This is a genomic window from Mucilaginibacter segetis, assembly GCF_016522075.1.
In the GTDB taxonomy this organism is placed as follows: domain Bacteria; phylum Bacteroidota; class Bacteroidia; order Sphingobacteriales; family Sphingobacteriaceae; genus Mucilaginibacter; species Mucilaginibacter segetis.
In genome coordinates, this window is record NZ_JAEHFW010000001.1 from 2,049,327 (window position 1) to 2,074,478 (window position 25,152).

Sequence of the window (25,152 nt, forward strand, 5' to 3'; positions counted from 1 at the left end):
GTTAATATTCAGCAGCGCCAATATCAAAAGAATTACCGGATGGCCGCGCATTACCAAAATAATCAAAACTTATGCCGTATGCTGAAACATCAGCACCTGCATCAATCAGGGGCGATGAAGCCTTCAGATGAAAATCCCCGCCGTTATAATTGGTTAACATAAGGGTATTAACATCGGTATTTATATAGTTATTTAAGGCTGTAAGCTTTACGTCGTTGCTTATTTTATGAATAGCCAAACCTGACCCTGGTTTAATAATAACATTATTGATCACCGTGTTCATGGGAATAGTTTCAGAGTTCAATTTTATCCCATCTGCCGCGGGTTCAATTATAGTATTATTAATAAACCGGAAACCCGAACCCGGTGTATATCTCGAATCAGCAAAAATGCCATTCGCACCCGCATTGATGATATAATTGTTAAACACCAGGTTGTCGCCAAAGCCAAGAACAATGATACCGTTACCCGGCGCGTTTTCAACAAGATTGTTATAGCATTTACCGCCTGTACCCTCGCCTATTTGTATGCCGTTATCCTGGGCGCTTGCAAAAGGTTTCAGTCCCGGAGATCTGACGGTATTATTATACACCTCGCACCCGGAAATGGCGCCGCCAACCTGTATGCCCTCGCAACCTGTAGAATCGGTAAGGTTTTGATAAATCTTCAAATTCAATACATCATGCGGTAAAGCAATACCGCATTCAAGTGAAACCCCTTCGGCATAAAAAGAATTCCCTACATAAAACCCTTCTCCGCCCGTTTGGTGAACATAGTTATCATGCAGGGTAATGTTTTGCATGGTAAAATGACCTCGCTGTGTAGCAATATCACAGGATGGATCTGTTTTAGCCATTATGCCCGCAAAGCCACTGTTACGTACCTCAACATTTGCTATCTCAAAATCTGAACTAAGATCGTCTATCGTCATCCCGATATTACCCCCGTTTACATCAAACCCGTATTTAATACCCGCAGTACCATTGCCCAGTACTTTAAAAAAACGGCAGTTTTGAGTCTTAAAAGCATAAGACGCGGTTACGGCAGTAGAAAAGGTAACCTTACCACCCTTATTCCTAATTATAATTGGCTTACCGGCCGTACCTTTAAAATTCTTTAACAGTAACGATCCCCTGGTACCTGCCGGAATACATATAACAGAACCCGGTGGTATATCAGTCCCGTCAACAAACCATTCCGAAGGTTGAACGGTATAGGTACACTTTACAACATCAACGCTGTTTGAGTTAGTATTGGTAGTGTCCGAATTTGAACTTTGTGGTTGTTCAATTATATTTTTAGTACACATCACAAAGGACGATGCTATCCATATAACTGCTATCCCGCACAGTAGATATCTTTTCATTCTTCTCATTTAACCCGATTGAAAGCCATCGGGATTATACGTTGTTTTTTATATTTTGTTACTTCGTAAACCCATCGCTGCCGTTAATTTTTGCTGCTCCAAACCCGCGGTAATTGTCTGAACCCGAATTTATAGAATTTAAGAATTAACAGAATAACACAATATATCCTCCAACACAATAGCCATAACTTTTTGTCTTATCTCTTGATTCCTATCTCTTGATTCATGCCTATTCCCGTTCCTTGATTCCTGTCTCTTAATTCCCGTCTCTTGATTCTTGTCTTTATTTCATCTCCTGGCACAACTCCACCAATACACCGTTACAACTTTTAGGATGAATAAAACACACCATCTTATTATCCGCTCCGGGCTTCGGTTTATCGTTAAGCAAAATAAACCCGGCAGCTTTTAACCTATCCATCTCTGCCTCAATATCATCTACCGCAAAAGCTATGTGATGGACACCCTCCCCCTTTTTAGCGATGAATTTGGCAATAGGGCTATCAGGTGAGGTAGCTTCAAGCAGTTCAATTTTATTGGGACCGCTTTGTAAAAATGCGGTTTTAACACCTTCTGTAAGTACATCCTCTATCTTATACACTGTTGTATCTAATAGTTTTTCATATATATTTCGGGCGCTTTGCAGGTTGCTTACCGCTATACCGATATGCTCTATCTTATCCATGTCCAAATATTGTAAATAAATGGCATCTAAATGCAATTTATAGCTGTACGAAGCTATAAAAGTAAAACTTTACGTATATTTGTATTGTTAATTTTTTAATACATGAACATTCCAATTTACTTAGATAATAATGCTACAACACCTATGGATCCACGGGTGCTGGAAGCTATGCTGCCTTATTTTAACGAAAAGTTTGGTAATGCGGCAAGCCGTAACCATCCGTTCGGCTGGGTAGCAGAAGAAGGTGTTGATTACGCCCGCGAACAAGTGGCTAAACTGATAGGTGCAAGCGAGAAAGAGATCATCTTTACTTCGGGTGCTACTGAGTCTGATAACCTGGCCATCAAAGGTGTATTTGAAATGTATAAAGAGAAAGGCAATCATATCATTACTACTGTTACCGAACATAAGGCAGTATTGGATGCCTGCAAACATGTGGAAAAGCTTGGCGGTAAGGTAACCTACCTGCCCGTTAAAGTGGACGGCATTGTTGACCTTGATGTATTAGAGGCAGCCATGACGCCTGAAACCATTTTGGTTTCCATTATGTATGGCAATAACGAGATTGGCGTAATACAGCCAATAAAAGAGATTGCTGCCATTGCACATAAACATGGCGCTTTATTTATGACAGATGCTACACAGGCTGTTGGTAAGATACCCGTTGATGTAAATACTGACGGAATTGATCTTTTAGCTTTATCGGCACATAAAATATACGGCCCTAAAGGCGTTGGTGCTTTATACGTAAGGCGTAAAGGCCCGAGGGTGAAAGTTACCGCACAAATGGATGGCGGAGGTCACGAACGCGGCATGCGCTCAGGTACTTTGAATGTACCGGGTATTGTAGGCTTAGGAAAAGCCTGCGAAATAGCCGGACAAGAAATGGAAAGCGAAGCAAAACGCCTTTCAACTTTGCGCGATAAACTGGAAGCTTCACTTACCCAACTGGACGAGAGCTATGTTAACGGTAACGTTGAACATCGCTTACCGCATGTGGCCAATATTTCTTTTAAATATGTGGAAGGCGAAGGTTTAATGATGGCCATGAAAGATCTGGCAGTATCATCAGGTTCTGCCTGTACTTCAGCTTCTTTAGAGCCATCTTATGTTTTAAAAAGCCTTGGTTTGTCAGATGATCTGGCGCATTCGTCTATTCGCTTTGGCTTAGGCAGATTCACTACCGAAGAAGAAGTTGATTACGCCATTGAGGTAACCAAAAAAGCGGTTACTCACCTTCGCGAACTTTCACCGCTATGGGAAATGTTTAAAGAAGGGATTGACCTTGACTCGATTGAGTGGGCAGAACACTAATTAAATATGCAGATGTGCGTATGTGCAGATGCTGAATTATAAAAACAAATAATTACAAGTAAGGGGTTTTCACTTTTTACTTTCAACTTTTGACTTAATACTTAAAGATATGGCTTATTCAGATAAAGTAATTGATCATTACACTAACCCCCGCAATGTGGGCACGTTAGATAAAAGCAGCCACAAAGTAGGCACAGGCCTTGTAGGTGCTCCTGAGTGCGGCGACGTTATGCGCCTGCAGATACAGGTTGATGAGAACAACATCATTACCGATGCTAAATTCAAAACATTTGGTTGCGGTTCAGCTATCGCTTCATCATCATTAGCTACCGAGTGGCTTAAAGGCAAAACTGTAGATGATGCTATGAAGATTGACAATATGGATATTGTTGAAGAACTGGCTTTACCTCCGGTAAAAATACACTGCTCAGTTTTGGCAGAAGATGCTATAAAGGCAGCTATCAACGATTTCCGTGTAAAAAACGGCATGGAGCCCATAGCTCTTGAAAAAACACATCACTAATTAGTACCAAGTACATAGTATCAGGTATCATGATACTGTGTATAAGGATGTTAAATTTGAGATAGTAGTTTGTATTAATATTTATGTTGATACTTGCTACTTGATACTAACTACTATATAACATGGTAACTGTAACTGATAAAGCAAAATCTAAAATTGAACACCTGATGCAAGACAGCGGGCTGGATGCCTCCTATTTTTTGCGTGTGTCTGTTCAAGGTGGTGGTTGCTCCGGTTTATCTTACAATCTTGATTTTGATAACGAAGAAAAAAAGGGCGACCAATTTTTCGAGGATAAAGGCGTGCGCTTTGCGCTTGATATGAAATCCTTCCTTTACCTGGCCGGCACTGAACTTGATTTTAGCGACGGATTAAACGGCAAGGGATTTAACTTCCACAACCCTAATGCTACCCGTACATGCGGTTGCGGCGAAAGTTTTTCTGTATAGTAATATTTCATATATAAATATTAAAGGGCTCCGTTAAACGGGGCCTTTTTAGTTTAGATAAAAACGGCTATATTTATTTATAGCTTAAATAAACTTGAAAAAACAATTACTCTTTTTATTTATAATTATCAGCATATGCAAGAATTCGTCAGCCCAAAATCAACTTAGGTCTATCGAAGAATTAACCAAGGACACTTCTGGATGGGGAATACTTAAAAGTGAGGTTAATGCAGCAAATAATAAATGCGAAATATTGCCGGCAAAAGTTGAGCAGGCAAAGCAAGCATTACAACAAACTCAGGTAACCACTCATTCTATAATGGGAGCACTTATTTACTTTACCGGAGGAATATTAATTGATAATGGATGGATCCGTTTACTAGGCTCGGGAAGTGATAAACTGAGCAGAAGTTTACCGGGATGGAATAAGGGCAAAACATTTAAGGAATACGGAGAAAGCCCCGGATACTTATTCATAGGAGACGACGCCATTGGAGGTTTTTTTGCAATTAATGGGGGTACTTTGGGAACAGATTTAGGTAATATTTATTATTTGGCTCCGGAAACACTAAAGTGGCAAAGCTTAAATATGGGTTATTATGATTTTTTTCAATTTTGCCTCAATGGAGATTTGAACACTTTCTATAAAAAATACAGATGGAAAAATTGGGAAAAAGATATAAGCAAGTTAAATGGTGATAAGGTGTATAACTTCTATCCTTATTTATGGTCTGCCGAGGGACAGGACATGAAAAAGATATTCCGAAATATTGTATCTATAGAGGAACAATATAATTTTAATATAGAAGCGATGAAAAAGATAAAATAAATTTTCGGTATAGTAATAATACATTAATACAGATATTAAAAAGGTTGATTATATTTATATGGTCAACCTTTTTTGTTTTACTATGGAAAACAGACCGCTTGTTATATTAGGCAGCAATCGTAAAAATAGTCTTACAGAGGCCATCACCCGCAAAGCGCTCAAGCAAAAAGAATTTGATCTCATCGATCTGCTCGATTATGAAATAGCCCATTATAATTACGATGCCCACTACCCCGTCGGCGATCAGTTCGACGAAGTGATTTCACAGGTACTTTTGTATGATAATCTGATTTTCGCAACGCCTGTGTACTGGTACAGTATGAGTGGCGTAATGAAGGTTTTTTTTGATCGTCTTACGGATCTTATCACGATACAAAAAGATACTGGCCGACAGCTTCATGGTAAAAATGCCATCATTATAGCGGTAGGTGCCGATCCGGAAATACCCGAAGGTTTCGAGATCCCCTTTAAACACACGGCTGCCTATTTAGGCATCAATTATCAGGGATGTACCTATTATCCAACTAAAAGCTAAAAACGCTTAGTAATCCGCCGCCTTAATGCAGCAACTAATTTCATGTTCCGTTACGGAAAAAGCGGAACACTTTCATGTAAAATATAAAGCATTATTAATTAGACTATTACCTGACTTTATGTAAAGTACAGCTAAAATAAAAGCACCAAAATAAAAATGTTAACTAACTAAACGTCAGAGTGTTCCGCTTGTTCCGTTTTATATATACGCACACGCGGAACACCCAAACAACACACCTTATAAAGTTATTTTTAATTGCATGTAAAATAATTAGCTTTGTTTAACAAACCTGATATAAACTTAATGAATAGCATAGCTGAGCAATCAACTATACCGGGGCTCATCCGTAATATTGTTGCTAACATCCATCCAGATACCCACACCTTTATGAAACATAAAGTAAAGGACACATGGGTTGATATATCTTATAAAGAAGCTATTGAGAAAATAGATGCCATATCGGCCTGGTTCCTGGATATAGGTATAAAAAAAGGTGACCGGCTGGCATTGATCATTGAAAATGGGCCGGATTATGTGTATTACGACCAGGCCCTGCAGCAGATAGGTGCTGTAAACACCTCTATATATCCTACCCTTTCCGAAACCGAAATAGAATATATTTTAAATGATTCGGAAGCACGAACTATTATCACGGGCAATCCGTTTTTATGTCGTAAAGTATTAAAAATTGCCAATAACTGCCCTTCGCTTATCCGGGTAATACCCGCCTTTGAAGACTTTGAAAAATACACCGAAAAGCTGAACCTGAATGCAGGTGTAATCAGCTTTAAAAAAGTGATTGAAGAGGGTTTGGAATGTGTGGAGAAATACCGTACTGCCATTAACGCGGCACGTGAAGCCATTTTACCGTCGGATCTTTCTTGTCTTATTTATACTTCAGGTACAACAGGCACACCTAAAGGCGTAATGCTAACACATTATAACCTTACCGAAAACTGTAAGGTAAGTTTAGTGCAGATACCAATCATTGAAAAAACGGATATGTTTTTGTCGTTTTTGCCTTTATCGCACGTATTTGAGCGTACAGCCACCTATTATATCTGCATGAATAAAGGTTGTACCATTGCCTTTGCCCAAAGCCTTGAATTGCTTGCCCGTAATATGGCCGAAGTTAAACCCACCGTAATGTGCTGTGTACCTCGTTTGCTGGAGCGCATACACGATAAGGCTATAAAAAACGGCATGGACGCTGGTGGCATAAAAACCAAGATATTTACCTGGGCACTCAAGATTGGTCGCGAGGTTCGCTTATTGAACGAAGCAGGTAAAAGCCCCGGCATAATTTTAGCCACCCAGCTAAAACTGGCGGATAAATTGGTTTTCAGTAAAATAAAAGAAAAAACCGGCGGCAGGTTAAAAGTTTTATTATCTGGCGGTGGTGCCTTACCCAAAAATATTGGTGAGTTTTTTGGTGATATCGGTATTAAACTGCTGGAAGGATTCGGGTTAACAGAAACTTCGCCGGTAATGTCCGTTACCGAAAACGACCGTATTATTTATGGTACCGTGGGCCGAATTATCCCGGGGATTGAGGTAGCTATTCAAAATGTAGATACCCATAAAATATACACTATACAAACGCACGATAATTTTAAACCTGAATTTGAATCGGAAGAAGGAGAAATTATAGTACGCGGGCATTGCGTAATGAAGGGTTACTGGCGCAAACCCGAAGAAACGTCCGCGGTTATAGATCAGGAAGGATGGTTCCACACAGGCGATATAGGTCGCTTTTATCGGGGCAACCTCCAGATTACCGACAGGTTGAAAAACATGATCGTTAATGCTTATGGCAAAAACGTGTATCCTACACCGGTGGAGAATACGTACTTAAAAAGTCCGAAAATTGAACAGGTATTTTTAGTAGGCGACAAACGCGATTATATAACGGCCCTGCTTGTGCCCGGAAGAGAGCTTTTGCAGGAGACCTTTAAACTGGGTGATGATTTCTTTGAAAAACCTGACCAGTTTATAGAGGATGAGGAAATTATAAATTGGATAGCACAGGACGTCAGGAAATACGCCGTAGAACTTGCTAAATTTGAACGTATAAAATCCTTTAAATTAAAACGTAAACCGTTTAGCATGGAGGAAGGTGAAATAACCCCCACCCTTAAGGCAAAGCGTAAGGTGATCGAAAAAAATTATGCCCAGGCTATTGATGAAATGTATATGCAGGAAACCGAAGCGGATTAATCATCCAGTAATTTATTAGGTGTAAATTTCCAGAAATCGGCATAACCGCCGCGGTTACCTGTGCCTATGTAGCCAATACCGTCAATAGCAAAGCTTACCAGGTCGGATCGTGGAGAGCCCTCAAAATTGGTATTTTTTGTCCAGGTATCGGTTAAACTGTTATATTTATAAGAGTCGCCCAATGGTGAAGTGGCACTTTCACCAAAGCAAACAAAAGCTTTATTACCTATCACAAACTGTCCGCTAAAAACACGGGGAGTACCGATAAAGTTGGCTTTTTGCACCCATTTATCTGTACCAGGATCGTACTGCCAAAAATCACTGTTCAGCTTATTTATATTTGAACCACCCAGGCCTACGTAGCCCTTACCATTACAGGCAAAACCAACATTACCAAAACTCCCCCCACCCGGATAATCTGCTACTCGTGTCCATCTGTCGGCAGACACATCATATTTCCAAAGATCCTTATAATCAGCTTCGTAGTTATAATCGGTACCTAAACCCATATAGCCAAAACCATTTATCTCAAAGGCAACGGTATTTTCCCGTTCAACACCACCAAAGTCCGCTTTTCGCGTCCATTTGTCTGTAGCGGGATCGTACTCGTAAAATTCAACGGTCTGCGGCGAGTTACCATTGGTTAGCCCTTTAATACCATAACCTGTACCGACATAGCCCTTATTATTTATACTAAACCCTTTAATATATTCGGATGCCTGACCGGGATAATCAGCCTTTCTTGTCCATTTATCTGTTGCAGGGTCATATTCCCAAAAGTCGCTCAAATAGGCAAAACCTGCATCCTGCGTTGCATGGCCGCCTAATATATATCCCTTGCTGCCAATAGTAAAGCCAAAAGCACGGGCACGGCCGCCTCCTGTAAAATCTCCCAGTTGTTTCCACAAACCCGGAATGCCGTTTTTGGTAGGCGGATTAAAGGGTTGCTTTTTGCAAGAGAGTAATACTACAGCCAAAAACATGAAATAAATAATGTGATATGGCTTCATCTTTTAAATATCATGATTTTAGCATTATATTTTTATTAAAACTGCTGATCGCTGTTATTTAGTAATTCTTGGAAAAGATCTACATAATTCGCAACATGTAAACCATCCATAAGGCCGTGATGTACGGTTATTGATACCGGCATCAGTTTACGCGAATTATTCTCCGTTATCTTACCGAAGGATATTTTTGGTACGCTATCTTTAAAGGAAAAACTGCGGGCATGGGTAAGACTAGTGAAATCTATCCAGGGTATTGCGGAATAGTGGATAACATTTTCTCCGGATGAAGAAGGTATCAAACCTGTCGTATTTTGAATACGCTCGATTTCTGCCTTTGCACCCGCTGCAAATTCGTCAAAAGTGGGTTTAAAATCTATATAGGAAAATCCAAACGTGCCATCCGGTCGGTTAACAGTAGATGAAGCATGTACTACATCAAACAGATAAACTTCGTCATCAATAATCCGGTATCTAAAAGCTTCTGTATTATTTACAGCTGTAAGCGATGCATATAAATAATAAAGAAAAAAAGATGCGCCCTTCCTTTTTGCCCTTTCATAGGCATCTGTACAATCTACATTCACGGTTACGCCAAAAAATGGTTCCTCAAACTTATTGAAAAAATTAAAATGATCTTTCCTTGGCCAATCAGCCATATCAATTTTCGCCTTCATGCCTATAAAAACGCTAAAATTTCCTTAATGTCCAACACACTCCTAAATCTCTCATTGTCAATACTGTGTTCTATCTGCTCGTGCGCCCAGGTAATATGGTAAGGTACATGTATGCCAAAAGCCCCGATGTTTAACACAGGTAAAATATCACTTTTTAAAGAATTTCCTATCATCAGCAGTTCAGACGGATGTATATCCAAATGTTTGATGAGCTTTAAATAGTTGGCATCATCCTTTTCGCTCATGATCTCAATATGGTGAAAATAACTGCTCAAACCCGATTTTTTTAGCTTACGCTCCTGATCAAGCAGATCGCCTTTGGTGGCTACCACCAGTCGGTAATTATCCTTAAGCTCCTCCAGTACCTCTACAACACCGTCGAGCAATTCAATGGGCTCATCCAGCATTTGCTTACCTAAGGCAATTATTTGCTCAATAATTTCGACCTGTACAGCATTGTCGGTGATCTTTAAAGCGGTTTCTATCATTGATAGCACAAACCCCTTTATACCATAACCATAATAAGTCAGGTTATCAATTTCGGTTTTAAGCAATTCCCGCTCAATGGTATGTCTCGACAGGTATTCTCCCATCAAACTGCAAAATCGTTCTTCTGCCGCCCTAAAATAAGGCTCATTCACCCAAAGGGTATCATCAGCATCAAAAGCGATAACTTTAATATTCATACCCCAAAGTTATTAAACTGTTCAAATAATATACTACTATCAATTCCTTAAGGCTGATTTATTAAGTGTCACTTAAAAAAGCTATTTTTGCCCCCTCAAAATACACCGTTTTTAATATGAGTATTGCGTTATCCGAACAGGAAATATTACGTCGCGAATCGTTAAAGCAATTACGTGCTTTAGGTATAAACCCTTACCCTGCTGAAGCTTTTGAAGTTAACGCCTGGGCACAGGACATTACAGATAACTTTGAAAAACAACCGGATGCTTATAAACAGGTAGTAATTGCGGGGCGTATCATGAGCCGCCGTATTATGGGCAGCGCTTCGTTCGCCGAATTGCAGGATTCTACCGGGCGCGTACAAATTTATTTAAAGCGTGATGATATTTGTCCCGACGAAGATAAAACGCTTTATAATACAGTATTTAAAAAATTGCTGGATATAGGCGACTATATCGGCATTAAAGGCTTTGTATTTACTACGCAAACCGGCGAAATATCTGTACACGTACAGGAATTAATTGTACTGTCAAAATCGTTAAAGCCCCTGCCCGTAGTTAAACGGGATGAGGATGGCAAAATACACGATGGTTTTACCGACCCGGAGATGCGCTATCGCCAACGTTATGTGGACTTGACCGTTAACCCGGAATACAAAAATATATTCATTAACCGATCAAAGGTAATAAGCGCCATGCGTGGTTATTTTAATAGCCAGGGATGGATGGAGGTAGAAACCCCTATACTACAGCCGGTACATGGCGGTGCGGCGGCAAGGCCCTTTGCTACGCATCATAACACGCTGGATATGCCGTTGTTTTTACGCATAGCAAATGAATTATATCTGAAAAGATTGATAGTAGCCGGTTTTGACGGGGTGTATGAATTCGGTAAGATGTTCCGTAACGAGGGAATGGATCGTACACACAACCCGGAGTTTAGTGCTATGGAAATATATGTAGCCTATAAAGATTATATATGGATGATGCGAATGGTGGAAGAGTGCCTGGAAACGGTCGCTAAAGCTGTACATGGTATTCCGGTTGTTCAGGTAGGTAAAAATGAAATTAACTTTGCAGGGCCCTACGAAAAGCTATCCATGTATGATTCTATTTTGAAATACACCGGAATAGATGTATCTGAAATGGACGAGGCCGGTTTATTGAAAGTATGCCGGGATCTTGCCATTGAAACCGACCCATCCATGGGTAAAGGTAAACTGATAGATGAAATATTCAGCGCTAAGGTAGAGGCCAACCTTATACAGCCTACCTATATTACCGATTACCCTATTGAGATGACACCGCTTGCTAAAAAGCACCGTACTAAAGATGGCCTGGTAGAGCGTTTTGAACTTTTTGTAAACGGTAAAGAAATTGCCAATGCATATTCGGAGTTGAATGACCCTATAGATCAGCGCGAACGTTTAGAGGAACAACTATTACTTGCCGGACGAGGTGATGAGGAAGCTATGGCCATGGACGAAGACTTTTTACGCGCACTGGAATACGGAATGCCGCCTACCTCAGGCTTAGGTATTGGTATAGATAGACTGGTAATGTTAATGACCAATCAAAGCACTATACAAGAAGTGCTATTCTTCCCGCAAATGCGCCCCGAGAAAAAGGTAAAGGTTGCCACCACTGATGATTTTGTGAACATAGGTGTATCAGCTGAATGGGTACCGGTATTAAACAAAATGGGGTTTAACACAATTGAAGAATTAAAAGCAGCCAATCCCAACAAGGTATTTAACGACTTGGGTGGTATGCGTAAAAAAATGAAGCTGGATATTACAATGCCGTCAAAAGATGAGGTGATGGCTTGGTTTGAATAAAAGGGAACCATCATTTACTACAAAAAAGACGCCTCAATAGGGCGTCTTTTTTTATGAACCGTAGTATAAATTGACTTTAGATATATATATCTGATTTGCAAATCCTTAACAAAAACATAAAATAGATGCAACTTTTGTTTAACAAGTGTTAATTAATTTTATAATGGACACTCAAATACAAAAGTGATGACAAATTCAATATTAGAGATAACCGAAAACGAATACCTGATAAAACTTAACAGGAGTAATTTCAACCTGTCTTTCATCAGAAGCCTGCTTAAAATAGTGGAAGTTTCAAACCCTGTTAACGATCATGACAATGACGGGCATAACCTATTAGCTTTCGGGAATGGATCAGCCGCTCAAACACATTCGTCTGAGCCTGACTACTATACGTCGCTTGACGAGAAATAAAAAGGATAATACTTTTAAAACTTTTGACGATATCCGCCGCGCACAACCTGCTGCTTATCCATCTGTGCCATCTGGCCTTTCATCATTTTTATCTGGTCGGCAAGTAGTTTATTTTTATCATCCTTAGCGGCTTCCTGTAAATACATTTGGGCTTCGCGTTTATTGCGCTTGGCCATTGAAATACCAGCCAGGCTTAGTTTAGCCAACGCCGTATTGTGGGACATACGCATACCCATGGTCAGCGCCTTTTTAAAATACTTTTCGGATTTCATTGGTGCTTTGCGCGATTCAATTAACCCTATCAACAGGTTATAATATCCATATTGGCCTTTATGCAATTGTTTTTCGTAATCGTTTATTTTTAATAACCATTCCTCTGCTTTTTCAGATTTCTCTTTACGCAGGTAATACTGTGCTATAAGCATATTTTCGTTGAAGAAAAAAGTAAGCAGCACTAAACCACCAATCAAAAAAACCAATATACCCCAACCCCAGAAACCGAAACCACATAGTGTAACTCCGGCACCCATTATTACACAAGCTATTATTAACCTTATTATATTTGACATAATTTATATTAGTATAAACAGTGTGCAAATATCGTTATTTGTAAGCTAAATAAACAGGGGTATTTAATATTTATGGCAGGAGAATTAGAACCATCGTGGTTAAAAGTATTGGGAGAGGAATTTAACAAGCCTTACATGATAGCGCTAAAAGATTTCTTAAAACAGGAGAAACAAGCAGGGTACATTATTTATCCTAAAAGTTCGGAGATATTCAACGCATTTAACAAAACCCCGTTTGATAAAGTTAAAGTGGTGATCATAGGCCAGGATCCGTACCCCGGCGAGCATCAGGCTCATGGTCTGTCTTTTTCGGTACAAAAAGGCATTGCTATTCCACGCTCTTTAAGTAATATATACAAAGAGCTGAGTACCGACATTACCGGTTTTAAGATACCAGTGCATGGCAATTTGGAAAAATGGGCAGAGCAAGGTGTGCTTTTATTAAACGCTACGCTAACGCTACGGGCCGGTCAATCCGCCTCTCATCAAAAAAAGGGTTGGGAAAGGTTTACCGACGAGGCTATTAAAAAGCTTTCGGAAGAAAAAACGGGGATCGTATTTATTTTATGGGGAAGTTATGCGCAATCAAAAATAGCTCTTATAGATACCTCAAAGCATCATATCCTCAGATCGGTTCACCCCTCGCCGCTTTCTGTACAACGAGGTTTCTGGGGATCAAAACCTTTCTCAAAAACAAATGAGCTTTTAATTAAAGAAGGTAAAACACCAATAGACTGGCAAATAGATTAGGCAAAAGAGTCAAGAGTTAAGATCCAAAAATCAGATTTTTGGCCTTGATCAACCTCAATATTCTATCGGTACTATAGGTTCTTTCTTACTGGTGGACATGATCATCATGGTATGGAAAGTCTTAACCACTGTTATGCGGCTTATTTTCTCCATAATCAGTTGTTCGTACGATTTAATGTCGCGTACGTAAACCTTTAGCAAAAAGTCGCATTGCCCGGTAACATGATGGCATTCGGTTATCTCCTTAATAGTTTGTATCTCATCTAAAAAGGTTTGTATAGTATTCTTCTGATGAAAGTCTAAAGATATCTGGATAAAAGTTTTTATACCAAGGCCCAGTTTCTCTTCGTCTACCAAAGCGTGGTAACTTTTGATATACTTGGAGTTCTCCAGCTTACGCACTCGTTCCAAAGTTGGAGCCGGCGAAAGCCCAATTTCATTTGACAATTGCAGGTTGGTTATTCTGCCGTTCTCCTGTAAAATTTTGAGTATTTGGAAGTCTATTTTATCTAATTCAAAAGCCATGGTAAATGCAAATATAAAGTATTCTGTATTGCACCAAATAAAATTTTCATTTATTAAACAACTACCGAACAAATATTTTGAAATAATATTTTTAGACTTGTCTAAAAATATTATTAGATTTGTGTAAATGCATACTTTAGCCGAAGAGAATTATTTAAAAGCTATTTACAAACTGTCGTTACAGGGCAATAGTGTAAGCACCAACCAAATAGCTACTGCTTTAGCCACAAAAGCATCGTCTGTTACGGATATGATGCGTAAACTGGCGGAGAAAATGCTGATCAACTACACGCGTTATCAGGGCGTTAGTTTAACGGAAACAGGACAAAAGGTTGCTATAAATATCATCCGCAAGCACAGACTCTGGGAATACTTTTTAGTGGAAAAATTGAATTTTAAATGGGACGAGGTGCACGAAATGGCTGAAGAGATGGAGCATATTTCCTCAAACGAGTTAATAGACCGGCTTGACGAATTCATGGGACACCCTGCCCGCGATCCACATGGCGACCCGATACCTGATAGTAACGGCAACTTTAAAAAAATTGATCTTAAACCAATAGCAACAATAGCTGTTAATGAAGGCGGCGTAATTTCAGGAGTACGCGATCACTCTGCCGTTTTTTTGCAATACCTTGAAAAACAGCAATTAACTATAGGAAAACATATAACTGTAAAAGATATAATAGCGTACGATAACACAGTAGTACTGCAAATGGATAACAATACTTTACAAATAAGCCGCGAAGTGGCTAACAACTTGCTGATAACTTATGACAAAATATAACGAATCCTTAGGCGATGTACACAGTTCCGTAAATACCGAAAACAAAACGGGTTGGCGTAAACTACTATCGTTTTTGGGGCCGGCTTATCTGGTTAGTGTTGGTTATATGGATCCGGGTAACTGGGCAACTGATCTGGCTGCGGGCAGCCAGTTCGGGTACAGGCTAATATGGGTATTACTTCTTTCCAACATTATAGCACTTATACTGCAAAACTTAAGTGTGAGGCTGGGCATAGTGCGCGGGCTGGACCTCGCGCAGGCATCTAAACACACCTATCCACGTTTTATTAACTTTTGTTTATTCGTATTAGCACAAATAGCCATCATTGCCTGTGATCTGGCCGAAATTATAGGGATGGCGATTGGCTTACAACTGCTATTTCATCTACCACTTTTATGGGGCGTTTCCATCACGTTGTTAGATACTTTACTGCTTTTATTTCTGCTTAATAAAGGCATGCGTAAGCTGGAGGGTTTTATTATCTCCCTGATATTTGTGGTGGGTATGGCCTTTTTGGCACAAATGTTTATTGTAAAGCCCGATGTAATTGATATTGCAAAAGGTTTTATCCCTACAAACCTCAGTAATGAATCTTTATATATAGCCATTGGTATCATAGGTGCAACGGTAATGCCTCACAACTTATACCTTCACTCTTCACTGGTACAAACAAGAAAAATAGACCGGTCGGAAACAGGGATAAAAAGCGCCATACGATTTAATTTTTGGGATACTACCATCGCTTTAAACCTTGCCTTTTTTGTAAACGCAGCTATACTAATATTAGCGGCAAGCGCATTTTATGTAAGGGGGTACCACAATATTGCCGAAATACAGGACGCCCACAAGCTGCTTACTAATATATTCGGCAGCATGGCTCCGGCATTATTTGCCATCGCTCTGATAGCAGCGGGCCAAAGCTCAACCGTAACCGGCACACTTGCCGGACAAATTATTATGGAGGGCCATCTTAATTTACGTATAGCCCCGTGGCTCAGACGCTTATTAACGCGCGCATTAGCAATTGTTCCCGCTTACTTCGCACTTATTTACTCCGGCGATCAAGGATTAAGTAAATTGCTTATTTTAAGCCAGGTAGTTTTAAGTTTACAGTTAGGATTTGCTGTAATCCCGCTCATACATTTTACATCGGATAAAAAACGAATGGGCAAATTTGCAAACAGCATCTGGATAAAAATTACCGCATGGTTTTTCGCCTTATTAATTGTAGGCCTTAATGTGCAATTAGTTGTAGAGGAAATTAGTAAATGGGCGGCTGCAAATTCAACGTCGGCAACAATAGTTCATTTTTTAATATCGCCTATAGCAGTAGGTATAGGTATCCTGTTACTATATGTCTTTCTTCGTCCGTTACTATTTAAGCATGCCGATAAACCGGCGTATATACCGCATGGGATAGCTGCTTCATTGGATGACCTGGAAGCCGTACATTATCACCATATCGGTATTACCATTGATTTTTCAAAAAATGATCAGGATTGTATAAGACATGCGCTGATGCAGGGTGGTAAAAAGGCAAAATATACACTTATACATGTAGTTGAAACGGCAGGTGCTACTTATTATGGCGGGCAGGTAATGGATAATGAAACACAAAGCGATGCAAATAATTTGAATAAATATGTAGAAGCCCTGCATAAACTACATTACCAAGCCGAAGCCAGAATAGGTTATGGCGGTCCTGCTGCGTCTATTGCAGATATTGTAAACAAGTCGGGCATTGATTTTGTGGTAATGGGATCACATGGCCATAAAGTGCTTAAGGACCTTATCTTCGGCACAACGGTAAACTCCGTCAGGCATAAAGTTAATGTGCCGGTACTGGTAGTAAAACCGCAAAAAAAATAATTGCATATTTGCAGCAAAGAGAGTAAGTGAAATGGATCAGAACATCTATATAAAAAATAAAAAAGCGTATTTTGAATATCACATATTGGACAAGTATGTGGCGGGAATAAAACTGTTGGGTACTGAAATAAAATCTATCCGAAGCGGCAAAGCAAATGTCAATGATGCATTCTGTACTTTTATTGACAATCAGCTATATGTACGTAACCTGCATATTTCAGAATACTCTTACGGATCGTTCTATAACCATGAAGCCAAGCGCGATCGTGTATTACTGCTTAATAAAAAGGAACTTAAAAAATTACAAACACGCGGTGAAGAAAAGGGCCTAACCATTGTACCGCTTGCCTTATTTATAAGCGAGCGTGGCTTTGCTAAATTGGAAATAGGACTTGCCCAGGGTAAAAAGACATTCGATAAACGCGAAACCCTTAAAGAGCGCGACACCAAAATAGAAATAGACAGGGCGATGAAAAGATAATTTTATTACCACGCCCTGTCGCCAACCAGCGGCACAAACCTAAAGGTATCCAATACGTGCCTCTCATAATCATTTTCGGCAGTTTTTAACACGGTAACCATTTTTTGGGATTGCTCGTCGCCGACAGGTATTACCAATATCCCGCCAATATTAAGCTGTTTTAACAAAGTTTCAGGTACGGTTGGCGCTCCGGCAGTTACAATTATTTTATCATAGGGGGCATGTTTTGCTATACCTACTGAACCATCACCTAAAAAAAACTCCGGTTTATAGCCCATATAAGGTAGTACCTGTATTGTACGTTCATAAAGCTTTTCCTGCCGTTCAATAGTGTACACCTTTGCGCCGAGTTCAAGTAAAATACAACATTGATAACCGCACCCTGTACCAATTTCCAACACTTTATCGCCTTTTTGAATATGCAAAAGTTGTGTTTGATAGGCAACCGTATAGGGTTGGGAAATGGTTTGCCCCTCGCCTATTGGAAACGCAATATCTTTATAAGCCTGGTTCCAGAAAGTTTCATCAAAGAAATAATGACGCTGCACTTTACCTATAGCCTTTAAAACCTTTTCATCTTCAATCCCCTTTTTTTCCAGGATCTCTACCAGCCTTTTTCGCGCTCCGCGTTCGCGGTAATTATCAATAAACTTGTACGCCATTGTGCTCCAAAGTTAGCAGGATTTCGTCATCATTTATGTATTTAAAGGCACCATTAAACCGTTTTACAGGCCATTAATCCTAAACTAAAAGATAATGAGTTAAATAAATTTCAATACTAATGCTGCAACAATATTTAATATGGATCAACATTTGGCTGAATAATGCAGCCTTTACTCAGTTTAGTGGTTTGGAACTGCGTGATAATATCCCTTATAATTACTTTGGCTTTTACTATAGATATGGCATCGCGCTCGAACTTCAGCATAATAGATTTAATATAATAGTTGCGTATGCGGTTAATAAGCGGGAATTCAGGCCCTATCACACGGTCGCCAAAATGTTGCCGTAACTCCCTGGCCAGATATTCTGCCTGATTATTCAACACATCAGGATCTTTATGTTTTACATCCAGATTTATAATGCGGTAATACGGTGGATATTTAAAGCTTTTCCGCTCCTCCATCTCGGTAAAATACAAGTCGCTGTAATCATTAGCTATTACCTGTTTTATAACCCGATGCAAGGGATCATATGTTTGGATAATCACCTTACCCTGTTTACCCCTCCTGCCTGCCCTGCCGCTTACCTGTGCAAGCATTTGGTAACTTCTCTCGTTGGCTCTATAGTCGGGATATTTTAACAGGCTGTCAGCATTAATAATTCCTATAACAGTTACATCAGCAAAATCAAGCCCTTTGGCCACCATTTGCGTTCCTACCAAAACATCTATCTTCTTTTCTTCTAGGTCGTTTAAGATATTCTGCAGCGAATTACGCGAGCGTGTGGTATCCAGATCCATCCTTGCCAAACGTACATCAGGCATCAACACCGACAGTTCATCCTCTACTTTCTCTGTACCAAATCCTTTATATTCCAGATGTGTTGAGCCACAGGCCGGGCATACAGATGGCGAATCCTCTTTATACCCGCAATAGTGGCAGTGTAACTTACCACTACTTTTATGATAGGTAAGGCTAACATCGCAATTAATACATTTAGGTGTATAAGCGCAAACCTTGCAAATTAAAACCGGGGCATACCCTCTTCTGTTCTGGAAAAGTATCACCTGCTCCTTATTATCCAGTGCTTTCTGCATATCAGCCATCAGCACACCGGTAAAGTGCGATTGCATGGTTTTACGTTTAGTTTCTTCCACAATACTTACCACCTCAATTTGTGGCAGGTGTACGCCGCCGTAACGTTCGGTTAATTCCACCAAACCATATTTTTGGGCATGTGCGTTATGATAAGTTTCAAATGATGGTGTTGCCGACCCTAACAACACCTTTGCCTTATGCATATTAGCCAGATAAATGGCGGCATCACGCGCGCTATATCGGGGTGCAGGATCGAATTGCTTGTACGATGTTTCGTGCTCCTCGTCAACAATAATTAAACCGAGGTCGCTAAAGGGCAGAAAAACAGCAGAGCGGGCACCCAAAACTACTTTGTACTCATTCCTAAGTACTTTTTGCCATACTTCTACCCTTTCATTATCATTAAAACGGGAATGATAAACACCAATATCGCCACCAAAATAAATACGCAGGCGTTCTATAATATGCGTGGTCAGGGCTATTTCGGGCAGCAGATAAAGTACTTGTTTCCCGGTACTTATCATCTCTTCCATCAGCCTGATATAGATCTGCGTTTTGCCGGATGATGTTACCCCGTGCAAAAGCACCACTTCTTTCTTTGTGAATTGCTCCTTTATATTATTAAGCGCCGACTGCTGCGCTTCGCTTAATACAAAATTACTGATAGCTTCCTCGTCCTCATCATAGGTAAGCCGGCTGATGTTTTTATGCTCTGCTATAAATATTTCCTTTTCAATGAGCGATTTAATACTGGCATCTGCCGCGCCGCTTTCCTCTATCAGTTCATTCTTTGTTATATTTTTTTGATGCCTTGATAATTTGATAAAAGCCAATACAGCATCCGCTTGTTTAGGAGCGCGTTTTTCTAAAATGGAAAATAGCTCTTTTAAATTTTCCTGATCCCTGTATAAGGGATGCAGTGTTATAAATGTACGTCGGCGGGGTTTGTAACGTTGGCTCACCTCTTCGGATATGTTGATCACGTTCTTCTCGAACAACGTTTTCAAAATAGGCATCACCGTTTTTTGACCCAACAGTTTTGCAATATCACTTACGGTAAGTTCCGGTTGTATATCCAGCGCCTCGGTTATCAAAAACTCCTTATCATTTAACAGGGCGCGGTCATATTCATGATCCTTATTTAAAGTGATTTTGGTTTCGCTGGCCAGTTTAAGGGCTGATGGCAGCGCGGCATTCATCACCTCGCCTGTATTACACATATAATATTCAGCTATCCATTGCCAAAAAGCCAACTGCTTTAATGTTACCGCAGGCTGCTCGTCCATCACCTCCAAAATGTATTTAGCTTCGTATTTAGCAGGAGCCTGTTCAGATATAGCTGCAACTATGGCCGTATACAGTTTACTTTTCCCAAATTGCACTACTACCCTTTTACCAATTGCAATCACATCGTTCATCTCAAGGGGTACGCGGTAAGTGTAATTGCGACTGATGGCCAATGGCAATATTACTTCAACAAAAAGCGTTGTACGATGAGTATGCGAACCTTCGGTAAATTCTAACATTTGTTATTTATTTCGGAATGCAGCCAATGCAAGTGTAAACCACCCGGCTATAAAAAGCAGACCGCCTATTGGGGTAACTGGCCCTAAATACACTAAACCGGGCATACCTAAAGCCTCACGGCAGGATAACAGATAAAGTGAACCGGAAAAGAAAACGATACCAAACGAAAACAAATAATAACTGGCATCTATAAGCCGGTTTTTAAAACGGGTAAAGGTGGATAAAAAAAGTAAGGCGAATACATGGTAGAACTGATACTGAACCGCTGTATGCCAAACTTCCAGTTGCGATGTTGTTAACACAGCCTTTAAAGCGTGGGCGCCAAAAGCGCCGCATATAACCGCCAAAGCACCAAATAGCGAGGCTGTAATTATAATTTTTTTGTTCATGCAGATGTAAAACGCTAAGTTAACCAATTGAAAGTATTACTTTATTGTGGTACAGTAAAATTCTAACTTGCACCTTTAAATATTAATGAAAAGAATAATAATTTTTTCCTTGTTATTAGTTGCAGCCACTGCATTTATAACGGTTAAATATTTCAGAAGCCTGAATAATTCCGGAGAACATTCGGCAAATATCCTGCGCAATATACCTGATAATGCCGCAGCAGTTTTTGAATTCTCTAACGATAAAGGTTTCTATGATATTTTTACCGATAACACGCTGGTAGGCAATTTAATTGGTGAAGAAAAAATTGGGGAATTAGATACGGTAAGAAAGGTGTTTTTTGGTGATGCCACATTACAGGGATTTTTTAACAACAGCAATGTTTTTGTGTCCTTACATCCCGACACCTCACAAAGCAGCGGCACAGAGTTATTGATAACCGCAGCTGCAGCAAAAAATTTCGATATCGAAATTTTTAATAGTTTACTTAAGAAGAAAAAAAGCGGTTATGTAATTACCCCGTTAAATATTAATGGTAAAAAGGGTTACACTGTTTATTTTACCTCGTTGAAAAAAAGATTTTACATTATTAATAAAAGCGGCAATATATTTTCGGCGAGTTTTTCAAAGAATTTAATAACACGGAGCGCTGCTTATAAAACCGATAACGACAATCATGCTTTCTTGCTTTTGCCCGATAAACAAAATGCCAACTCATTAGCTAATCTTTACGTTAATTATACGCAGTTATCTCCTGTATTTGAACAGCTTTTAAAAAATCGCTATAGTGATATTTTTAAAAGTTTCAGGTTATTACCAGCACTTGGTGCACTTAATTTAAATTACAAAACTGACGCTCTGATGTTTAACGGTTATACCAATATCATCAATAATAAGCCTGCCAGTTATCTTAACTTATTCCGGGATCAGCAGCCGGTTGTAAATAAATTAAAGGAAGTTTTTCCGTCAACTACTGCGTATGCCATGAGCATGGGTGTATCTGACCCGGAAAAATTCATGCATGACCTTTCGCGTTTTTATGATAAAGCGGGACTAAAAGGTGAAGAAGACACCTTATTTAACAAAGTGAAAAATGAAACTGGTATTAACCTTCATACTGAGTTTGGTAAATTATTGGGTAACGAATTTGCCCTCGTAACTACCCGTTATCATGAAAAACTGGGTATTGTTGCGACAACTAATGGTTTAAAATTACGTCCGTTTATGACCAATATAAGCACAATGGTTGATGATAATACCGGAAGATTTAAATATGATAAATTACCCTACTTTTTATTGGGTGATGCCTTTAGCATACTTAAAAGACCTTACTTCAGGATAATTGACAACTATTTGATATTAGCTAACAGTATACATGAGCTGGATAGTTATAACGATATTTATTTTAACCGCAAGTTTTTAAATAAGGCCGAAAATTACATTGATTTTGATAACCTTACAGCCGAACGGAGTAATGTAAGTTTCATCATGTATTTTAAAAACGCCCAACCCATTTTAAAAGGCGATTTAAAAGACAACATCTACAGCAACTATAAAAACAGCTCATTATCACTAAAAAACTTCTATGCTGCCTCTTATCAATTAAGTGCTGCCGATAGAAATTTTTACACCAATTTTTGCATGTTAAAAAACGTGCAAGACTCTACAAGTGTCAAAAACACAAAAAATCAATAAAAACACAACTCTCCTTCACCAATTCCGTTAAAGGAATTATTATTAGCATCAAGTTAATTTAATTTCGAACTAATATTAAAATTATATATTAGTGCGTGCTAATAAAGCGCAACGCGACAGGTGTTATGAAGAAAATATATTTGGCTTTCTACTTTATTATATTTACAACTAAAATTTTCGGCCAACAATTTTCTCAATACAATACCGGTACTTTATATGATTCATTTGAAAACCCGGCGCAGGGAACCTTTATACCCGATTCGAGCCGAAAAGTTGCCTTTAACTTCTTTATTCCAAACTTTAACTCGGATTTTTATTTGACAGGCAATGCACAGGTGCCTTTAAAAACCCGTGCATTTAAGGGTTATTACGACCCTTCATATCTGCGTGTTGGCCAAAATAACATAAACAGAGGGTTTGGGAGTGCAAATGTATATTCTATAATGTATAAAGCCTTTACCAGCCTTAATGGTAAATCAGAAATAGGGATATCCTTACAAAGTAAATTGGAGGGACGAGGTGATTTTACCGATGAATCGGTGGCATTATTTGACGGGCCGAATGCTTTTGAAAGAGACCACTATGACAGCGTATTTAACGACAAGGGTTATTTTCAGGCTTACCATCAGCTGAGTTTTACCTATCGTGAAAGCGTAACCAAAAGATTGGCACTCGGTATAAAGCTTAGTGCTTTAATGGGTATACAATACCAAAAAATGGAAATAACGCAGTCGCAGATAGACTTTGACCGCGTAAATGACAAAGCAACCCTGAATTTGACAGGCACCTACCGTAAAAATTATATACCCGGAGATTTTACTACGCGTGATCTTTTACCAACTTTCCGAAATCCCGGAGCCTCAGTTAGTATAGGATCAATATTCCGAACACGTGATAATTTTTTAATACAGGGTAATATTAAAGACCTGGGGTTTATTCATTGGAGCGGCCGCTCAAAGAGTTATCAGTTTAGTTCAGGCGGCGTTATCAACGATATATCAGGCATTCACAGGGAAGATAGTATTTACAATACTGTTACACAGATCACTAAAGGTGGCTTATCCACAGGATCATTCATCACTCCTACCAATGGGAAATTTGAGTTGAGCGCCAACAGATCGTTTTTATTCGGGTATGATGGAAATATTAAATATTCGCCTACACTTGTTCTGTCAAAAGAAATATTTTACGACGGGTTTACTGCTGCTCTGGTAAATCCGGTTTCTATTAATAACTACACCGTAAGCTTAACAGCCGATTATAATAATTACAATTTATTTAGTATGGGTGCGCAGTTTATGATAAAATCTCCTAATGCTGAATTTTATATTGGCAGCGACAGGCTTTTTCCGTCCGGAAGATTACTTTTAGCAAGTCAGGACAATCAGTCACAAATTAGCCGCAGCCCTGCGTACACCGGTGCTAATATATTTTTAGGAGCTTCATTTAAAATAGGATCAGTTATTGAGCATCCTATGAATGCCAGCCACATCCCGCTTGAAGAAAGTAAAACCTTTTTTCAGAGATTACACGACAGAATATTTGGTGCAGGTAATTAATTATCTGTCTTTTTTTTGCCTGCAATAAAGTCCTTTAAATAATATGGCTCAAAGTAAGCCACGTCCTCAAAATCTTTTGTTTCAAACTTATATAAAGCGCGCTTAGCAAGGTGTGCGGCAGAGTTTTCAAAATCTGTTTTAAATAACGCATTAGGGTTATTGTCTAAAACGTCCATACATTTTTCTGCTCCGTCTCCAAAAAATAATATTTTATTGGTGTTTAGTAAATCGCTGAAACTATTCCCGTCTATTATCTCCGCAGCTGTATCTTTTACAATCTCTCCGTTATTTTTAAATACGGCAGTGTATACCTCCATGCGGCGGGCATCTATCATAGGACACAACAGCACATCAGTTCCTACATCATTCAATGCTATTATGCCGTCAGCCATAGCGGCTAATGTTTCAACAGCTATTAACGGTTTATTTAAAGCAAAACATAATCCCTTAGCCGTTGATACTCCTATACGTAACCCTGTATATGACCCGGGTCCGCAACTTACTGCTATGGCGTCAAGGTGTTCATATATAATACTCGCTTCGGTCATTATTTCGCCAATAAACACAGTAATTACTTCTGCATGTATGTTACGGGCATTTACCTCTCTAAAGGCTAAAATATTGCCATTTTGAGCCAATGCTACGGAGCACGTAGTTGTTGCGGTTTCTATTTGTAGTATCATTAATTAAATCAAAATT

Annotated in this window: 25 protein-coding genes; 14 read left to right on the top strand and 11 right to left on the bottom strand. The window is 39.3% G+C overall.

The features are described from left to right. Nucleotide 1: 1 nt before the first annotated feature. Both I5M19_RS09470 and mce read right to left on the bottom strand, forming a co-directional pair. Nucleotides 2-1,366, bottom strand: coding sequence for a right-handed parallel beta-helix repeat-containing protein (locus I5M19_RS09470; protein WP_200065973.1), 1,365 nt, complete (start codon nt 1,364-1,366; stop codon nt 2-4). 283 nt (nt 1,367-1,649) lie between these two features. Next, entirely contained in the window at nt 1,650-2,051 is a 402-nt protein-coding gene (mce, locus tag I5M19_RS09475; RefSeq protein ID WP_200065976.1) for a methylmalonyl-CoA epimerase, read from the bottom strand. A gap of 102 nt (nt 2,052-2,153) precedes the next feature. On the opposite strand from mce, the gene I5M19_RS09480 reads away from it, so the two are divergent. The 6 genes from I5M19_RS09480 (at nt 2,154) to I5M19_RS09505 (ending at nt 7,918) form a co-directional block, all read left to right on the top strand. Further along, nucleotides 2,154-3,365, top strand: a complete 1,212-nt coding sequence (locus I5M19_RS09480) for an IscS subfamily cysteine desulfurase (protein WP_200065978.1) — start codon at nt 2,154-2,156, stop codon at nt 3,363-3,365. 109 nt (nt 3,366-3,474) lie between these two features. Then, a complete protein-coding gene (iscU, locus tag I5M19_RS09485; protein ID WP_200065979.1) occupies nt 3,475-3,888 on the top strand; it encodes a Fe-S cluster assembly scaffold IscU in 414 nt (137 codons plus the stop codon). 122 nt (nt 3,889-4,010) lie between these two features. Further along, nucleotides 4,011-4,337 carry a HesB/IscA family protein gene (locus I5M19_RS09490; RefSeq protein ID WP_200065981.1) on the top strand — a complete coding sequence of 109 codons (327 nt, stop codon included), beginning with the start codon at nt 4,011-4,013 and terminating at the stop codon, nt 4,335-4,337. Nucleotides 4,338-4,431: 94 nt separating this feature from the next. After that, on the top strand, nt 4,432-5,166 hold the full coding sequence (locus tag I5M19_RS09495) for a DUF2625 domain-containing protein (protein ID WP_214653037.1): 735 nt from the start codon (nt 4,432-4,434) through the stop codon (nt 5,164-5,166). Nucleotides 5,167-5,248: 82 nt separating this feature from the next. Continuing rightward, nucleotides 5,249-5,701 (top strand): flavodoxin family protein, encoded by a 453-nt coding sequence (locus I5M19_RS09500; protein ID WP_200065982.1) that lies wholly within the window; start codon nt 5,249-5,251, stop codon nt 5,699-5,701. 303 nt (nt 5,702-6,004) lie between these two features. Then, nucleotides 6,005-7,918, top strand: coding sequence for an AMP-dependent synthetase/ligase (locus I5M19_RS09505; protein ID WP_200065985.1), 1,914 nt, complete (start codon nt 6,005-6,007; stop codon nt 7,916-7,918). Here I5M19_RS09505 and I5M19_RS09510 read toward each other — a convergent pair. Genes I5M19_RS09510 through I5M19_RS09520 form a run of 3 tightly spaced genes read right to left on the bottom strand, consistent with a single transcriptional unit; the run spans nt 7,915 to nt 10,288 of the window. After that, entirely contained in the window at nt 7,915-8,928 is a 1,014-nt protein-coding gene (locus tag I5M19_RS09510) for a Kelch repeat-containing protein (protein ID WP_200065986.1), read from the bottom strand. The two genes, I5M19_RS09505 and I5M19_RS09510, sit on opposite strands and share 4 nt — an antisense overlap. Nucleotides 8,929-8,963: 35 nt before the next feature. Further along, nucleotides 8,964-9,602, bottom strand: a complete 639-nt coding sequence (locus tag I5M19_RS09515; RefSeq protein ID WP_200065987.1) for a chloramphenicol acetyltransferase — start codon at nt 9,600-9,602, stop codon at nt 8,964-8,966. 2 nt (nt 9,603-9,604) lie between these two features. Beyond that, on the bottom strand, nt 9,605-10,288 hold the full coding sequence (locus tag I5M19_RS09520; RefSeq protein ID WP_200065988.1) for an HAD family hydrolase: 684 nt from the start codon (nt 10,286-10,288) through the stop codon (nt 9,605-9,607). A 116-nt stretch (nt 10,289-10,404) separates the two neighbouring features. On the opposite strand from I5M19_RS09520, the gene lysS reads away from it, so the two are divergent. Together lysS and I5M19_RS09530 are read left to right on the top strand one after the other, a co-directional pair. Then, nucleotides 10,405-12,126 carry a lysine--tRNA ligase gene (gene lysS, locus I5M19_RS09525; RefSeq protein ID WP_200065989.1) on the top strand — a complete coding sequence of 574 codons (1,722 nt, stop codon included), beginning with the start codon at nt 10,405-10,407 and terminating at the stop codon, nt 12,124-12,126. Between the two features lie 186 nt (nt 12,127-12,312). Next, nucleotides 12,313-12,540 (top strand): hypothetical protein, encoded by a 228-nt coding sequence (locus I5M19_RS09530; RefSeq protein WP_200065990.1) that lies wholly within the window; start codon nt 12,313-12,315, stop codon nt 12,538-12,540. Between the two features lie 14 nt (nt 12,541-12,554). On the opposite strand, the gene I5M19_RS09535 is transcribed toward I5M19_RS09530, so the two are convergent. After that, nucleotides 12,555-13,109 carry a tetratricopeptide repeat protein gene (locus I5M19_RS09535; RefSeq protein ID WP_200065992.1) on the bottom strand — a complete coding sequence of 185 codons (555 nt, stop codon included), beginning with the start codon at nt 13,107-13,109 and terminating at the stop codon, nt 12,555-12,557. 72 nt (nt 13,110-13,181) lie between these two features. On the opposite strand from I5M19_RS09535, the gene ung reads away from it, so the two are divergent. Beyond that, a complete protein-coding gene (gene ung / locus I5M19_RS09540; protein WP_200065993.1) occupies nt 13,182-13,859 on the top strand; it encodes a uracil-DNA glycosylase in 678 nt (225 codons plus the stop codon). A gap of 54 nt (nt 13,860-13,913) precedes the next feature. Here ung and I5M19_RS09545 read toward each other — a convergent pair whose 3' ends face one another. After that, entirely contained in the window at nt 13,914-14,384 is a 471-nt protein-coding gene (locus I5M19_RS09545) for an Lrp/AsnC family transcriptional regulator (RefSeq protein ID WP_200065994.1), read from the bottom strand. Between the two features lie 127 nt (nt 14,385-14,511). Between I5M19_RS09545 and I5M19_RS09550 the strand changes: the two genes are divergently transcribed. The 3 genes from I5M19_RS09550 to smpB are packed head-to-tail and all read left to right on the top strand — an operon-like array spanning nt 14,512 to nt 17,522. Next, nucleotides 14,512-15,171, top strand: coding sequence for a metal-dependent transcriptional regulator (locus I5M19_RS09550; protein ID WP_200065995.1), 660 nt, complete (start codon nt 14,512-14,514; stop codon nt 15,169-15,171). Further along, complete coding sequence (locus I5M19_RS09555) at nt 15,158-17,041, top strand: Nramp family divalent metal transporter (RefSeq protein ID WP_200065999.1); 1,884 nt, start codon at nt 15,158-15,160, stop codon at nt 17,039-17,041. The genes I5M19_RS09550 and I5M19_RS09555 overlap by 14 nt, the downstream gene beginning before the upstream one ends. Nucleotides 17,042-17,072: 31 nt before the next feature. Further along, nucleotides 17,073-17,522, top strand: a complete 450-nt coding sequence (smpB, locus tag I5M19_RS09560; protein WP_200066004.1) for an SsrA-binding protein SmpB — start codon at nt 17,073-17,075, stop codon at nt 17,520-17,522. A 5-nt stretch (nt 17,523-17,527) separates the two neighbouring features. Here smpB and I5M19_RS09565 read toward each other — a convergent pair whose 3' ends face one another. The 3 genes from I5M19_RS09565 to I5M19_RS09575 form a co-directional block, all read right to left on the bottom strand. After that, a complete protein-coding gene (locus I5M19_RS09565; protein WP_200066005.1) occupies nt 17,528-18,184 on the bottom strand; it encodes a protein-L-isoaspartate(D-aspartate) O-methyltransferase in 657 nt (218 codons plus the stop codon). 134 nt (nt 18,185-18,318) lie between these two features. Then, nucleotides 18,319-20,808 carry a replication restart helicase PriA gene (priA, locus tag I5M19_RS09570; protein ID WP_200066006.1) on the bottom strand — a complete coding sequence of 830 codons (2,490 nt, stop codon included), beginning with the start codon at nt 20,806-20,808 and terminating at the stop codon, nt 18,319-18,321. 3 nt (nt 20,809-20,811) lie between these two features. Then, nucleotides 20,812-21,198: a DUF423 domain-containing protein gene (locus I5M19_RS09575; protein WP_200066008.1), complete on the bottom strand. Its 387-nt coding sequence runs from the start codon at nt 21,196-21,198 to the stop codon at nt 20,812-20,814. An 85-nt stretch (nt 21,199-21,283) separates the two neighbouring features. Between I5M19_RS09575 and I5M19_RS09580 the strand changes: the two genes are divergently transcribed. Together I5M19_RS09580 and I5M19_RS09585 are read left to right on the top strand one after the other, a co-directional pair. Continuing rightward, entirely contained in the window at nt 21,284-22,894 is a 1,611-nt protein-coding gene (locus I5M19_RS09580; protein ID WP_200066010.1) for a hypothetical protein, read from the top strand. Between the two features lie 125 nt (nt 22,895-23,019). Further along, nucleotides 23,020-24,453, top strand: coding sequence for a DUF5723 family protein (locus I5M19_RS09585; protein WP_200066011.1), 1,434 nt, complete (start codon nt 23,020-23,022; stop codon nt 24,451-24,453). On the opposite strand, the gene tsaB is transcribed toward I5M19_RS09585, so the two are convergent. Further along, complete coding sequence (gene tsaB, locus I5M19_RS09590; RefSeq protein WP_200066013.1) at nt 24,450-25,136, bottom strand: tRNA (adenosine(37)-N6)-threonylcarbamoyltransferase complex dimerization subunit type 1 TsaB; 687 nt, start codon at nt 25,134-25,136, stop codon at nt 24,450-24,452. The genes I5M19_RS09585 and tsaB overlap by 4 nt on opposite strands. Between the last annotated feature and the right edge of the window lie 16 nt (nt 25,137-25,152).

Excerpts from the sequence above, each read along its gene's own strand:
- I5M19_RS09580 (WP_200066010.1), top strand. The coding sequence starts at position 21,284 with ATGAAAAGAATAATAATTTTTTCCTTGTTATTAGTTGCAGCCACTGCA.
- I5M19_RS09500 (WP_200065982.1), top strand. The coding sequence starts at position 5,249 with ATGGAAAACAGACCGCTTGTTATATTAGGCAGCAATCGTAAAAATAGT.
- I5M19_RS09510 (WP_200065986.1), bottom strand. The coding sequence starts at position 8,928 with ATGAAGCCATATCACATTATTTATTTCATGTTTTTGGCTGTAGTATTA.
- I5M19_RS09585 (WP_200066011.1), top strand. The coding sequence starts at position 23,020 with ATGAAGAAAATATATTTGGCTTTCTACTTTATTATATTTACAACTAAA.
- priA (WP_200066006.1), bottom strand. The coding sequence starts at position 20,808 with ATGTTAGAATTTACCGAAGGTTCGCATACTCATCGTACAACGCTTTTT.
- smpB (WP_200066004.1), top strand. The coding sequence starts at position 17,073 with ATGGATCAGAACATCTATATAAAAAATAAAAAAGCGTATTTTGAATAT.
- mce (WP_200065976.1), bottom strand. The coding sequence starts at position 2,051 with ATGGATAAGATAGAGCATATCGGTATAGCGGTAAGCAACCTGCAAAGC.
- I5M19_RS09545 (WP_200065994.1), bottom strand. The coding sequence starts at position 14,384 with ATGGCTTTTGAATTAGATAAAATAGACTTCCAAATACTCAAAATTTTA.
- I5M19_RS09520 (WP_200065988.1), bottom strand. The coding sequence starts at position 10,288 with ATGAATATTAAAGTTATCGCTTTTGATGCTGATGATACCCTTTGGGTG.
- I5M19_RS09530 (WP_200065990.1), top strand. The coding sequence starts at position 12,313 with ATGACAAATTCAATATTAGAGATAACCGAAAACGAATACCTGATAAAA.
- I5M19_RS09490 (WP_200065981.1), top strand. The coding sequence starts at position 4,011 with ATGGTAACTGTAACTGATAAAGCAAAATCTAAAATTGAACACCTGATG.
- I5M19_RS09550 (WP_200065995.1), top strand. The coding sequence starts at position 14,512 with ATGCATACTTTAGCCGAAGAGAATTATTTAAAAGCTATTTACAAACTG.
- lysS (WP_200065989.1), top strand. The coding sequence starts at position 10,405 with ATGAGTATTGCGTTATCCGAACAGGAAATATTACGTCGCGAATCGTTA.
- iscU (WP_200065979.1), top strand. The coding sequence starts at position 3,475 with ATGGCTTATTCAGATAAAGTAATTGATCATTACACTAACCCCCGCAAT.
- I5M19_RS09470 (WP_200065973.1), bottom strand. The coding sequence starts at position 1,366 with ATGAAAAGATATCTACTGTGCGGGATAGCAGTTATATGGATAGCATCG.
- I5M19_RS09555 (WP_200065999.1), top strand. The coding sequence starts at position 15,158 with ATGACAAAATATAACGAATCCTTAGGCGATGTACACAGTTCCGTAAAT.
- I5M19_RS09515 (WP_200065987.1), bottom strand. The coding sequence starts at position 9,602 with ATGAAGGCGAAAATTGATATGGCTGATTGGCCAAGGAAAGATCATTTT.
- I5M19_RS09575 (WP_200066008.1), bottom strand. The coding sequence starts at position 21,198 with ATGAACAAAAAAATTATAATTACAGCCTCGCTATTTGGTGCTTTGGCG.
- I5M19_RS09480 (WP_200065978.1), top strand. The coding sequence starts at position 2,154 with ATGAACATTCCAATTTACTTAGATAATAATGCTACAACACCTATGGAT.
- tsaB (WP_200066013.1), bottom strand. The coding sequence starts at position 25,136 with ATGATACTACAAATAGAAACCGCAACAACTACGTGCTCCGTAGCATTG.
- ung (WP_200065993.1), top strand. The coding sequence starts at position 13,182 with ATGGCAGGAGAATTAGAACCATCGTGGTTAAAAGTATTGGGAGAGGAA.
- I5M19_RS09565 (WP_200066005.1), bottom strand. The coding sequence starts at position 18,184 with ATGGCGTACAAGTTTATTGATAATTACCGCGAACGCGGAGCGCGAAAA.
- I5M19_RS09505 (WP_200065985.1), top strand. The coding sequence starts at position 6,005 with ATGAATAGCATAGCTGAGCAATCAACTATACCGGGGCTCATCCGTAAT.
- I5M19_RS09535 (WP_200065992.1), bottom strand. The coding sequence starts at position 13,109 with ATGTCAAATATAATAAGGTTAATAATAGCTTGTGTAATAATGGGTGCC.